11 protein-coding genes are annotated in these 12,883 nt (G+C 44.5%); 3 read left to right on the plus strand and 8 right to left on the minus strand.

Annotated elements, in window-relative coordinates:
• Nucleotides 1–91 precede the first annotated feature (91 nt).
• The 3 genes from DP114_RS30425 to DP114_RS30435 all read right to left on the minus strand — a co-directional run bounded on the left by DP114_RS30425 (nucleotide 92) and on the right by DP114_RS30435 (nucleotide 3,500).
• Nucleotides 92–1,681 carry a glycoside hydrolase family 57 protein gene (locus tag DP114_RS30425; protein ID WP_171977897.1) on the minus strand — a complete coding sequence of 530 codons (1,590 nt, stop codon included), beginning with the start codon at nucleotides 1,679–1,681 and terminating at the stop codon, nucleotides 92–94.
• A 121-nt stretch (nucleotides 1,682–1,802) separates the two neighbouring features.
• Nucleotides 1,803–3,176 carry a cytochrome P450 gene (locus tag DP114_RS30430; protein ID WP_169266831.1) on the minus strand — a complete coding sequence of 458 codons (1,374 nt, stop codon included), beginning with the start codon at nucleotides 3,174–3,176 and terminating at the stop codon, nucleotides 1,803–1,805.
• 72 nt (nucleotides 3,177–3,248) lie between these two features.
• On the minus strand, nucleotides 3,249–3,500 hold the full coding sequence (locus DP114_RS30435; RefSeq protein WP_171977898.1) for a hypothetical protein: 252 nt from the start codon (nucleotides 3,498–3,500) through the stop codon (nucleotides 3,249–3,251).
• 95 nt (nucleotides 3,501–3,595) lie between these two features.
• Between DP114_RS30435 and DP114_RS30440 the strand changes: the two genes are divergently transcribed.
• Entirely contained in the window at nucleotides 3,596–4,201 is a 606-nt protein-coding gene (locus tag DP114_RS30440; RefSeq protein WP_318284274.1) for a TetR/AcrR family transcriptional regulator, read from the plus strand.
• 106 nt (nucleotides 4,202–4,307) lie between these two features.
• Here DP114_RS30440 and rsgA read toward each other — a convergent pair whose 3' ends face one another.
• From rsgA to grpE, 5 genes are all read right to left on the minus strand, one after another.
• On the minus strand, nucleotides 4,308–5,396 hold the full coding sequence (gene rsgA / locus DP114_RS30445; RefSeq protein WP_171977899.1) for a small ribosomal subunit biogenesis GTPase RsgA: 1,089 nt from the start codon (nucleotides 5,394–5,396) through the stop codon (nucleotides 4,308–4,310).
• A complete protein-coding gene (locus tag DP114_RS30450) occupies nucleotides 5,393–5,650 on the minus strand; it encodes a sulfurtransferase TusA family protein (RefSeq protein WP_169266189.1) in 258 nt (85 codons plus the stop codon). The genes rsgA and DP114_RS30450 overlap by 4 nt, the downstream gene beginning before the upstream one ends.
• Nucleotides 5,647–6,780: a molecular chaperone DnaJ gene (dnaJ, locus tag DP114_RS30455; RefSeq protein WP_171977900.1), complete on the minus strand. Its 1,134-nt coding sequence runs from the start codon at nucleotides 6,778–6,780 to the stop codon at nucleotides 5,647–5,649. Before dnaJ ends, DP114_RS30450 begins: the two co-directional genes overlap by 4 nt.
• A gap of 588 nt (nucleotides 6,781–7,368) precedes the next feature.
• Complete coding sequence (gene dnaK / locus DP114_RS30460) at nucleotides 7,369–9,327, minus strand: molecular chaperone DnaK (RefSeq protein WP_171977901.1); 1,959 nt, start codon at nucleotides 9,325–9,327, stop codon at nucleotides 7,369–7,371.
• A gap of 199 nt (nucleotides 9,328–9,526) precedes the next feature.
• Nucleotides 9,527–10,276 carry a nucleotide exchange factor GrpE gene (grpE, locus tag DP114_RS30465; protein WP_169266186.1) on the minus strand — a complete coding sequence of 250 codons (750 nt, stop codon included), beginning with the start codon at nucleotides 10,274–10,276 and terminating at the stop codon, nucleotides 9,527–9,529.
• A gap of 586 nt (nucleotides 10,277–10,862) precedes the next feature.
• On the opposite strand from grpE, the gene surE reads away from it, so the two are divergent.
• Together surE and DP114_RS30475 are read left to right on the plus strand one after the other, a co-directional pair.
• A complete protein-coding gene (gene surE / locus DP114_RS30470) occupies nucleotides 10,863–11,660 on the plus strand; it encodes a 5'/3'-nucleotidase SurE (protein ID WP_171977902.1) in 798 nt (265 codons plus the stop codon).
• Between the two features lie 283 nt (nucleotides 11,661–11,943).
• Nucleotides 11,944–12,864: an MBL fold metallo-hydrolase gene (locus DP114_RS30475; RefSeq protein WP_169266184.1), complete on the plus strand. Its 921-nt coding sequence runs from the start codon at nucleotides 11,944–11,946 to the stop codon at nucleotides 12,862–12,864.
• The last annotated feature ends 19 nt before the right edge of the window (nucleotides 12,865–12,883 follow it).

Genomic DNA, 12,883 nt, shown 5'->3' on the forward strand with positions numbered 1-12,883 from the left:
AGACGATGTGGACAATGGAAAAGAAATTTTGGCTTTGCACCAGCAGGTGAGGATGCTCTCACCTGCCTAACCTATGATTTCCGTTTCGCTACTACAATGGACGATACACTCGGTAGTTGATACTAGGGAAAATATTGTCCATATATTCGACCTTTTCCAGCCAACCGCTGTCTATTTTGCCGATTTTAACCTCTTCGTAAAGTTTGTTAAAGCGCATGAGGTGCGATCGCGTCCTTCTGACAGCATAAGGTACCATCGTTCCCGTTCGCATAATAAACGCCCAGTCGGAAGACTGCGCCAACAGCAGTTCCCTCGCTGCTTGGTTCAACGCTTTCCATTCCAACTCATCCTCTGGTTCCCGCTTTGCTATTTCAATCATCCGTTCTGCGGCTTTATGCAAGTGTGGATAAATCCACGTATTTGTGTGGTTCAACCAATACTCGTGGAATCCTTTATAACCCCAACTCGATTGCGAAGGACGGCAAACTTGCTGACTTGGATTTGCCCGCAGATAATCTGCCAAATGGGTCATTTCATAGGTTTTTTGGTCATACCATGACTTGCGGAACAGGTAATCAATGAACCAAGGACCTTCATACCACCAATGTCCATATAACTCAGCATCGTAGGGAGAAACAATAATTGGTGGACGGTTCATCATAGCATGAAGATTTCCTACTTGCTGCTCTCGGTTATACATGAAATTAGCAGCATGTTCTGCAGCTTTTTCCCGTGCCCAATAAGGGTCGTAGAGTGCCTTATCTGACAGTCCTAAGCCACGACCTGTAATTTTGTGATACTTAATGCCCGTATTTTTCCGCTGACCATTGGGCATAATGTAGGGCTTGATGTAGTCATATTCTGCTTCCCAACCCAAGTCTTTGTAAAACTCGCGGTATTCTGCAGCACCAGGATAGCCGACCTCAGAAGACCATACCTGCTGAGAAGATTCATGGTCTCGACCAAACGCAGCAACGCCACTTTCTGTAAAAATTGGGGCATAGGTACCAAATCGTGGACGGGGACGGGCATAAAGAATACCATGTCCATCGGTCAGGAAGTAGCGCAACCCTGCATCGGCTAACATTCGGTCAACACCTTCATAGTAGGCGCATTCTGGTAACCAAATGCCTTTGGGTGGACGACCAAAGTTTTCTTCGTAGTGTTCGCAAGCTACCTTTATTTGTCCCCACACAGCTTGTGGGTACATTTTCATCAGTGGTAGGTAGCCGTGGGTAGCACCGCAGGTAATGATTTCTAAATTGTTAGTGTCTTGATATTGCTTAAAAGCTGTGACTAAGTCCCCGTTGTAGCGTTCCCAAACTTCTCGTATCGCCTTGAACTCACTGGCGTAATGCTCGGCTAAATAACGAATATGACCATTGTGGACATTATGCTCGAATTCCAGTTCTATAAGTTCTTCAAGTTTGGCTAAATGAGCGTCGTAGCGTTCTTGCAACACAGGATCGCGTAGCATTGACACAAGAGGAGGTGTCATGCTCATCGTGATTTTAAAGTCAATACCGTCTTGCTTCAAGCCTTCAAAGACTCGCAGCAAAGGAATGTAAGTTTCGGTAATGGCTTCATAGAGCCATTCTTCTTCCAGCACATAATCACTTTCTGGGTGACGAACGAAGGGCAGATGTGCATGGAGTACGAGCGCAACGTAGCCGATAGCCATAATTATAGTTCCGGGGTGGTACTTATTTAGATTGAAGGTTGGGATTTGGTAGATGTTAACAATATTTTAAGACTTTATGGGGATCGTTACAGTCTTTAGTCAACTCTCCAAATTATGCATATCAAACCCTCCCGCTTTCACGTCGCCAAAATTTCACCTTTAAGCCATCATGAGGACGGGAGAACGGTAGCACAACACGCTCTAGATTTTGTCCAGGGAGTAATTCCCAGTGATACTCACGAATCAACAACGCCGCAAACACCTTCATCTCCAATCTGGCAAACTCTTTACCTAAACATTCTCGAATTCCACCACCGAACGGAATATAGCTAAAAACCTTTTGTTTGTTCTCGGCTCGATCAGGTGCAAAACGCTCTGGGTCAAATCGTTGAGCTTGAGCATAGACATTCTGGTCTTGATGAGTTTCCTGGATCTGGTAAAACACATCCCAACTTTGCGGGATGAGATAGCCACCGAACTCGCAGGACTCAAGCACTTTCCGTGAACCACTGCGAACTACTGGAGGTGCCATTCGTAAAACTTCTTTTAGCACTTGCTCCAGATAAGTCATTTGCTTGAGAGATTCCTGCGTTAGCGGTTGTGTCAACCCTAGTTGCTCTTGTTCTGCACGGGCTGCTTGTAGCACTTCTGGATGTTGAGCAAGCAATAAACACAAGGATGTGAGTGCTGAAGTTAAGGTTTCGTGTCCAGCAACGAGCATTCCCAACACGTTATCCTTCACTTCCTCCAAGCTCAGACGATTACCCTCTTCATCCTGCGCCTGCAATAGAATTTTCAAAACATCCTGATTAGAGTTTCGATGTTGTTGGCGTTGGTTGATCATTTCATCAATCAGCGCAAGAAGCTGCTCACGCGCACGAACCGCACGATCAAACTTGCTCCCAGGAAATCGAATCGGAATGGATAACAGCCCGTCACTCCAAGTCTGATAAACTTTTTCCAGGTTTTCATCTGAGGCAGTCTCAACGTTCACGAACAACTTACAGGCAATATCCAGCGTATATTTTTTCAGTTCGCAATACCAAGTCAATGTTCCCATGCGTTCCCATTTATGCAGATAACGACGGGTCATATCTTCTATTGTCGTACCGTACTCGGCTAATGCTCTTGGCTCAAAGGCTTGGAACAACTGCTTACGAAGTATTTGGTGAGCAGTGCCCGTCTTTACTCCAATTGAGTTTGCTCCCAGTAACACCTCAAAACTTGGAGTATTGGTCATCTCGAATCGCTGACTTTCATTGGTGAACAAAAAACGAGTTGCATCAGCTCCAATTAAAACAATCGTTGGACGACCAAACAGATGAGTTTTGAAAATTGTTCCATATTGTTTTTGTCGCTGGTTCATAAAACGGGCTGGATCGCGCAAATAGCTGATGGATTCGCCAACAATGGGCAAACCGAAGCGACCAGGAGGTAACGGGAGCTTTCCTTTCGGGGTTCGCCAAGCAAATCGCTGAGTCGGGAGGCTGGTCATGCTGTTTTCTGTTGTTTAATGAATAAAGAAGTTTTTTATTTACGATACTGTATCGTAAATAAAAAGAAAATGTCAATTGGACAACTGCTTGGTAAGTTGTTTAGATACGAATGCCTTAGAATGACCAATGATTCCTTGATGGTACAAGCCCCCGGATAACTCCTGTGGAAGCAATCCAAAATCACGCCACTTGCTACAACGGTCAAAGCTCGCCGCTTGGGTTGCTTCCCCCGGCAGACTTTGGGGGAACCCTCCGCAGTCGCCACAACGGTCAAAGCTCGTCGCTTGGGTTGCTTCCCCCGACAGACTTTGGGGGAACCCCAACGCCAGGTCCCTAGGTCGGGAAACCCTCCTGCAGGACTGGCTCCGCAAGGCGCTGCTCTCCGCAACGCAGTGGCTCCAAAATCTAAAATCCAAAATTGTCTGACGATCGCATGAGTAAACCTGTCAAAAGTCCGCCGGGACGACCCCGTAGTGCCCAATCCCATCAAGCGATTCTGCAAGCAGCCCTGGAACTGCTGGCAGAAGTTGGATTTGATCGCATGAGTATTGATGCGATCGCAACTCGTGCAGGAGTTGGCAAACCCACAATTTACCGGCGCTACAAATCGAAACAAGAACTAGTTGCAGACGCGATTGAGAGTTGTAGACAGGAGTATGTCGTTCCTGACACTGGTAGCCTCTGGGGTGATATTGACGCCTTAATCAACAGTGCTGCGCAAATTACATTTACCCCTTTGGGACGACAGACAGTTGCTATGATGATCAGTACTGCATCCAGCAATCCTCAGTTCGCTCAAGTTTATTGGACAAAATACTTACAACCGCGACGACAAGCCTTCGCTGTTGTATTTGAACGCGCAAAACAGAGAAATGAAATTCAAGCAGATTTAGATCCTGATCTCGTTTTTGACCTGATAAGTGGAATCATGCTTTATGCACTCGTGTTTCAAGCTACAACTGAACCATTGGAAGGATATATTCGTCGTACCTTGCATCTTCTTCTGAGAGAACCACCAAGCTGACTTTGCCTGAACAAAAAGCCGGGGGAGTGTCGATGAGAAAAATATCATTTCACTCTATTAAAGCCTAAGTGGCATAAGAATATTTGCGTAAGCATGAGGTTATTTATTACTCGTCCGTCTCTTGATACAACTGCTGCAACTGCTGCAACTGCGTCTTGCGTGAAGTCCGGCGATATTTCTTACTTTCCAGCTTCGGTTCGTATTGAGTCTTTCCGTTACCTTTAGTTTTTACCTTGAGAGTAGATTCAGGATCTGCTTGTTGGTTAAGCTGAGTTTGGCGCTTAATAACTTCCTCTAAAAAGTCTAAGTAATGTTGATATCGTTCCCAATCTCCACGGACTATACACCCCGGTTCGTCTCGATGCAGACAATCACTAAAACGACAGCTATCAAGTGCTAATCTTTGTCTTGCTTCTGGGAAATAAGTCACTAATTCTTCTGGGACACAATCAAAGTCAGGTTGATTAAAACCGGGAGTATCTGCTAATAAACCGCCACTTGGCAATTCAAATAATTCTACGTGACGAGTGGTATGGCGACCTCGTGCCAGTTTACCAGAAACCTCTCCCACTCGTAAGTTAGCATTGGGAATCAGTGTATTGATCAGGCTGGACTTACCAACTCCAGAAGGTCCAGCTATCACTGTCATGTTGTCTTTGAGTTTATCTACTTTTTTATCAATATTTATACTTTTGCTGAGACTAATAAATATTGGTTGGTAGCCCCAAGTTACCAACTGCTGATTAATTTCTGCCTGTTGTTCTGTTGCAATTAAATCGCATTTATTGAAGCATAAAATCACACTTAAATCCGTAGACTCAGCTTTAACCAGAAAGCGACTAAGCTGGTACGGTTCCAAAGGCGGGTCAGCAACGGCAAATACTAATAAAATTTGATTAACATTAGCGATCGCTGGACGATCCAATTCACTTTCACGAGGTAATACTTGAGCGATCGCCCCTCGTCCACCAGCCCAATCTGGTTCTTCTACGACTACGCGATCGCCCACCATCACCTGTTGCCCGATTTTTTTCAACCGTGTTCTGCGAGTGCATAAGAGCATGGGGGGATGAGGGGAACTTTGCTCACTCATCTGTCTGGTCCCTATATCTAACTGCACTCGGTAAAAATTAGCTTGCACGGCTAGGACTGTCCCTAGTAACTTATCAGTCGGGTCTTCGGCTTCCCCTCTCATGAGACAGTAACAGGGCGGCGGACTAGTAGGGAGAAATAACTAACACAGTCTGTAATTTTTTCTACCTGATATCCTGCCATTGTCAAACTATCAGGAACCTGCTCTATCGGTTCCCCTGAATCTAGCCAGACTTCTAGTAACTCTCCTGGATTCATTTGCTCCAGACGGAGTTTCGTCCGTACAAAATTTATCGGGCAAGGGGTGCCACGCAAATCGAGTTGAGCATTAGGAGTTGAAAGGGAAGATACACTCATCGTTGGTGAAAGAAATTTCCCAAAAATCCTTCTAGGCCGCCTTTACCAGTGCGATCTCCTTTTATTTTAGCGAGCTTCTCCAAGAGTTCACGTTCTTCGGTTGTCAACTTATTAGGAATATCAATTAACACCGTAATCATGTGGTCGCCACGACTGACGGGATTACCCAAGCGCGGGACTCCGCGATTTTCCAGCGTCATCACAGTATTTGGCTGAGTTCCTGGTGGAATCAACAATTCCTGTGGCCCATCTACAGTATTTGCCTCCAAGCGACATCCCAAAATTGCTTGAAGGTAGCTAATTTTGAGTTCCGAGTGAATATTGATCCCATCCCGATGGAATTCCTCGTCCTCATTGATAAACAGATACACGTATAAATCTCCAGGAGGACCACTGCGTTGACCCGCATCACCTTCTGAAGAAATCCGCAAGCGTGTACCGTTGTCCACTCCTGGTGGAATGGATATTTTTAGTTTCTTCGTAACTTGTTTTGCGCCCTTGCCGTCGCAAGCATCACATTTGTCTTCAATGACCATCCCCGTACCATTACAGGTAGGACAAGTCGAAACTTGGGTGAAGCTACCAAAGGGCGTTCTGGTGACGCGACGTACTTGACCTGTTCCGGTACAAGTCGAACAAGCGCGAGGGCGAGTTCCTGGTTTAGCACCAGATCCGCTACATATCTCACAAGTTTCTAGATGAGAGATGCGAATTTCCTTTTCACCGCCAAAGACTGCTTCCCGAAAGTCTAACTTTAGGTCTAGCCGCAGGTCATCGCCCCGCACTGGTCCACTGCGTCGTCTTTGGGTTGTACCACCCGCACTACCAGCAAAGCCTGAGAAAATGCTTTCAAAGATATCAGCAAACCCGCCCATGTCACCCATATCTTGGAAGCCTACACCAGCCCCAGCATTCACACCAGCTTCACCAAAGCGGTCATAACGTGCACGGGTTTCCGGCTCAGAAAGAACTTCATAAGCACGGTTAATTTCTTTGAAACGTTCTTCCGCTCCCGGTTCTTTGTTCACATCTGGGTGATACTTCCGGGCTTGGCGGCGGTAAGCATGTTTGATTTCTTCTTTGTCGGCGTCACGAGAGACACCTAGAGTTTCATAATAGTCGCGAGCCATAGAGCAAAGGTGAAAGTTAAAAGGTAGAAAGCAGGCTATACAAAGAGAACTTTTAACGACGAGTTCCGCCGATCACAAGTTCAAGAAGGCAGAAGGCAATAGTTAAGTTTTATTAATACTAAAATTTTACCTTTTCCTTTATACAAAAATCACCATAACAGTTATCAATGTCGAGCACTGAGTCAGAGGAAGCAGTGCGTCCTTGCGACTTTAAGCCTTGAGTGCACCTGCGGTTGAATCTAGAATTAGTTTTGAAATCAAAGACTAAGTTAAGACCAGAAAAATTTTTACTCACTACTGACAACAGCAACAAGTGCTTTCCTCATGGTAAACGACAAAAGCAATAGCTTGAGGCTGTCTCTTTTACAATTGTGCTACGTAGATTGCAAAAACTCCGCTCACTTTACAGACGAGCTAACCGCACTAAAAAGTGTGGAAAACCGTTCATTAAAGGTTGGGTCTTATAGAGATATGGGGATGTAGGGCAACCATTCAAACCAGTTTCAGAGATTCTATGATTCAAATTGTAGAGGAGTGAGAATCTAGAATCCGTCATTTTTGGACACAACCCAAGCTTTTGGCAATTCTCTAGTCTATTGTCTCGTAACCAACCTGCATCATGCTCTCGTCTTTCAAATCAAAGTCAAATGGTGGTGTTGAGGTTCCATTTGGGGGCGTTGCTGATTCTAAAGTCAATGAATGATCGCAAGCTGCGGCTATTGTATGAGTTTGGCTATTAACGGGATTATACACTTGGGAGCCAATGTCAAACAAAGTTTGCTGCAAGTTATCCAAGTGCTGTTGAAATTCAGCCACAGAAATAGCTTCGTCTACCATTGCTGCTCGTAACTGTATGACTTTTTCATTTAGCAAGGCTTTCATTTGGTCGTTAAATATATCACTATTATACTTGAAGGTAGACTCGTAACTATACAGTAGATTATCTGCTTGATTTTTCACCTCAACCAGTTGCATACGTCTTTTGTCATCTTCAGCAAACATTTCGGCTTGTTGTCGCATGCTTTCAACTTCGTTGGCACTTAAGCCACCTGTATTGGTAATGAGAATACTTTGTGCTCGAAGAGTGGCTTTGTCTTGTGCTGTAACTTTGAGGATGCCATTAACATCAATTTCAAAACAGACTTCAATTTGCGGTACACCACGATTCGCGATCGCAATTCCCGGAAGAAGAAATTTGCCCAAACTCTTGTTATCGGGCGCCATTGCCCGTTCACCTTGAAGCACGTGAATTTCCACTCCGGTTTGCCCATCAACTGCTGTGGAAAAAATTTGGGACTGGGTGGTTGGAATTGTGGTGTTGCGTTCGATAACTTTGGTAAACACTTCTCCCAATGTTTCAATCCCCACAGACAAGGGCGTCACATCTAACAAAAGCAAATTATCAACTTCACCACCCAGCACCCCAGCTTGGATAGCTGCTCCTAGTGCGACTGCTTCGTCGGGGTTGATAGAGCGATCTGGAGTTTTGCCATCAAAAAATTTGCTCAAGGCATTTTGAATCGCGGGAATGCGAGTGGAACCCCCGACTTCGATCATCCGATCAATGTCTTGTGGTTTGAGTTGTGCGTCTTTGAGCGCCTGACTCATCGGTTTGATCGTCGCTTCAACCAAATGTGCCGTTAACTGATCAAATTTGGCTCGGGTGAGTTCGATTTGCAAATGCTTTGGCCCTGTTTCGTCAGCAGTGATAAAAGGCAAATTAATTGAAGTGCTGATTCTACTGGAAAGTTCAACTTTTGCCTTTTCCGCTGCTTCCCGCAAACGTTGCAAAGCCATCTTGTCCCCAGAAAGGTCAACTTTTTCTTCTTCCTGGAAGCGTGTGATCATCCACAGAACAATACAGTGATCAAAATCATCCCCACCGAGGTGGTTGTTCCCACAAGTCGCCTTGACTTCAAAGACTCCATCCCCCAGTTGTAGAATGGAAACATCGAAGGTACCGCCTCCTAAGTCAAATACCAAGATGAGCTGCTCTTGGTCTTGCTTGTTCAACCCAAAGGCTAAGGCAGCAGCAGTTGGTTCATTTATAATCCGCAAAACTTCTAGTCCGGCAATTGTACCAGCGTCTTTGGTGGCTTGTCTTTGGGCATCTGTAAAATATGCTGGTACTGTGATCACTGCCTTTTGGACAGGTTCACCTAAAAAATTTTCCGCATCCTGTTTCAGTTTTTGCAGGATCATAGCGGAGATTTCTTGTGGTGTGTAATGATGTCCGTGAACAAGGACATCAACAGTATCGTCTCGACCTTTGACACAGGTGTAAGAAACGCGCGAGCGTTCACTTGCAGTGTCATCCCAACGACGACCGATAAATCGCTTAATACTGAGAATAGTGTTTTCAGCATTCGTGACAGCTTGACGTTTTGCCAGTTCACCGACCAAGCGTTCACCATCTTTACCGAATCCTACAATACTAGGAGTCGTTCGTTCACCCTCTGAATTCGTAATGACAATTGGTTGACCACCTTCTTGAACCGCCACACAACTGTTGGTAGTGCCTAAATCGATCCCAATAACTTTTGACATAAATATCAGTTTGTTACATCAGTATTTTTACTGGAAGTTTTGAGCAACTTCAGTCCGGTGTTAGCGATACACGAACACCGGGTAAAGATTGCTAAACTTTGGGCGTGATGTTTGTGTGACTATCTCTCAGGTGTGGTGAGATTGCTCGCCCCAGTTTCCCAGGGACTTTTGATCAGTAAGGCGAGCGAATACAGCTTAGCTATTGGCTAGACTCAACTGAATTTTCAGCATTGAGTGGTCCATCTTCCTTCGGAGCAGCCACCTTCACCATTGCATGGCGCAGCACGCGATCGCCCAAGTAATATCCGCGTACTAACTCTTCTAACACTGTTCCTTCAGGATATTCATCCGTAGGTTCCCGCAATACTGCTTCGTGCAAGTTGGGATCGAATGGTTGAGTTTCTGGACGCATTGGTGAGACACCCAAGCGCTTTAAGGAATCTACTAATAACTTGTAAACACCTTGGTAACTTTTGTGAATCGTCATCTCCCCATCATTTTGGGGTTTAATTTGCGCTCTTGCTCGTTCAAAATTATCAACGATTGGTAGTAATTCATTAATCGTGTTCCGTTTTATCTGCTGCTCCAAATCTTCTTTCTCTTTTTGATTGCGTTTGCGGTAATTCTCAAAATCAGCCACAATCCGCATATATTGAGTGGTGCGCTCTTCTAGCTGCGCTTTTAGGGACTCAATTTGTTGATGAAGTGCGCCTTCTTTACCTGTAAAGTCAGTACTTGCGCCCTCACCTTTTGCAGCAACGCTATTGTCTTGACTCTGTGTTGCTGTATCTTCGGAGACGTTGATTTGCCTTGCCACTGGGTCAGTCTCGCTTTGGCTTACGTTGGGATTGATTTCGGCTGTAGAGTCGCTTGTCATTGCTTGCTTTTCCTCGCTTTCTTCACCTGATTGCTGGTTTGTGTTGTTTTGCTGTTTATCTTCGTCTATCATTGTGCACTCTTCCCAGATGCTCAATTGGGTAGTTATCCCCATATCTTGCAACAATTGAACTCGGCTGCAAAATCGGTTACCTGAAGTATGAAGTAGCCGTCATGAACTGCGTACACCAGAACACATGAAAATTTCTCTTTTCTTCTGAGTTCTGAGTTCTGAGTTCTGAGTTCTATTTTCAAGTCAGGTAACACCTTGCGGACGACTTCTTATAGGATTGTATAAACTATGAATGAAGTACGGAATATTTCATTCTTCATCCTTTAGCTTTAGAATGGCCACCGTCATCTATTTTGACAAATGCTGAGTAAGTTAGCGTATACGCTCCTTGGACGGGTTACCCTCTCCAATGCATCCCAGAGAAAATGGGGAGTGAGGTGATTTCGCCGCAACTTGGTATTATTTTTCAAAACAGCTGATTGTTTTTTGCCAGACTAAGCCCGCGCCGGAAATCTCTACATCGACTTGGTGAAGGAAGTCCTGTTTTTTCCAAGATTCCACCTGCTGGACTACCAATCACGTCATTACCTCTTGACTGTTGACTCTTAAGTCTTAACTATTGACTATGATGATTGATTAAATATTTATGAAAATACTGATTAGCAACGATGATGGTATTTCTGCTTTAGGTATTCGTACTCTAGCAAACACTTTAGCGCAAGCAGGTCATGATATCAATGTAGTTTGCCCGGATCGAGAGCGTTCCGCAACCGGACATGGATTAACAATGCATCAACCAATTCGCGCTGAAATGGTAGAGTCGATTTTTGATCCTGCTGTCAAAGCTTGGGCTTGTGATGGCACTCCTTCAGACTGTGTTAAATTGGCGCTGTGGGCTTTGTTAGATTCTCCACCAGATTTAGTTCTATCTGGCATTAATCAGGGTGCTAATTTAGGAACCGAAATTCTCTACTCTGGTACTGTCTCTGCAGCAATGGAAGGTTTGATTGAAGGCATTCCCAGTGTGGCGCTCAGTCTTACCAGTCACAAAAATAAGGATTTTCAACCTGGTGCTAACTTTGCCAAAATCTTTGTAGGACAACTGGCACAAAACCCTCTACCAGAGTTGATGTTACTTAACATCAATATTCCCGCTGTTAAATGGGAAGAAATTGCAGGAGTTTGTATCACTCGCCAGGGAGTGCGGCGTTACATCGATGTTTTTGATAAACGAGTAGACCCGCGTGGGAAAACTTATTATTGGTTAGCGGGAGAAGTTGTAGAAGATGTGGAACCTCCAGTAGGTTTAAATCTTCCTGAAAATATACCTATAGATGTGCATATGATCCGTAAAAACTACATCAGTATCACTCCATTACAATACAACCTTACTTATGCAAATGGATTGAATCAATTATCTGAGTGGAATTTTAAGTTTCCGTAAAGTCTTTTCTTTATGAAGGCAAGTATATGGATAAATCCATGAGACCAAAATATCGGTTATAAAGTCGGAGCGTCATAGAAAAGAACTTACTAGGCAAACGTTTGCACTCCAAAACTGCTGCCTTGAAGTTTTTTATAAGTAAAGACAAAAGTAACCTGAAACAAGGTATGCTGTTTTACCAATAAATACCACTACTACTAAAAGTCGTGAAACAGAATAAACTTAACAAAATAAGTAACAATTTTTTGTATTGAGTGCCCGCTGGGTCCAGCAAGCAACACCCATGTCTAGGATAGAGAATCAATTTACTGTGCATTTTTGGGGCGTTCGTGGCAGTATCCCCTGTCCGGGACCACACACCGTTCGTTATGGCGGTAATACCCCTTGTGTAGAGATGCGAGTGGGTGGCAGACGTTTAATTTTTGATGGAGGCACAGGACTGCACGTTTTAGGGCAATCTTTGTTGCCTAATATGCCGATAGAGGCACACGTTTTTTTCACCCACTCGCATTGGGATCATATGCAGGGTTTCCCTTTCTTTTCCCCAGGATTTGTCAAGGGAAATACTTTTCATATTTACGGTGCGATCGCCCCCGATGGTTCGACCATAGAACAGCGTCTTAATGACCAGATGCTGCACCCAAATTTTCCTGTTCCCTTACAGATTATGCAGGCAAATTTAGATTTCTACGACGTTATATCAGGGCGACCGATTCACATTCATGACATTATCATAGAAACAGCTCCACTCAACCATCCGGGAGAAGCGGTGGGGTACAGAGTCAACTGGCGTGGTGGTGCTGTAGCTTATATTACTGATACTGAACATTATTCTGACAGACTAGATGAAAACGCCTTGCGCTTAGCTCGTAACGCTGACATTCTGATTTACGATTGCACTTACACTGATGAAGAGTATAATTCCCCAATTCAGCCTAAAATTGGTTGGGGACACTCTACATGGCAAGAAGGTGTGAAAATCGCCAGATCCGCTAATGTCAAAACTCTGGTCATTTTTCATCACGACCCATCCCATGACGATGAGTTTTTGGATCGTGTTGGACAAGAAGCAGCACAAAAATTCCCTAGTGCTATCATGGCACGTGAAGGAATGGTAGTTCAAGTTCCCGTACCAGTCCCTTTATCAGAATCTTTTCCTATTAGGAAATTTTCGACTTACAGATTGCAGTCGGAGCAACTTTAAATTTTGGATTAGATTGGTG

The sequence above is a fragment of the Brasilonema sennae CENA114 genome, assembly GCF_006968745.1.
GTDB classification, from domain to species: Bacteria; Cyanobacteriota; Cyanobacteriia; order Cyanobacteriales; family Nostocaceae; genus Brasilonema; species Brasilonema sennae.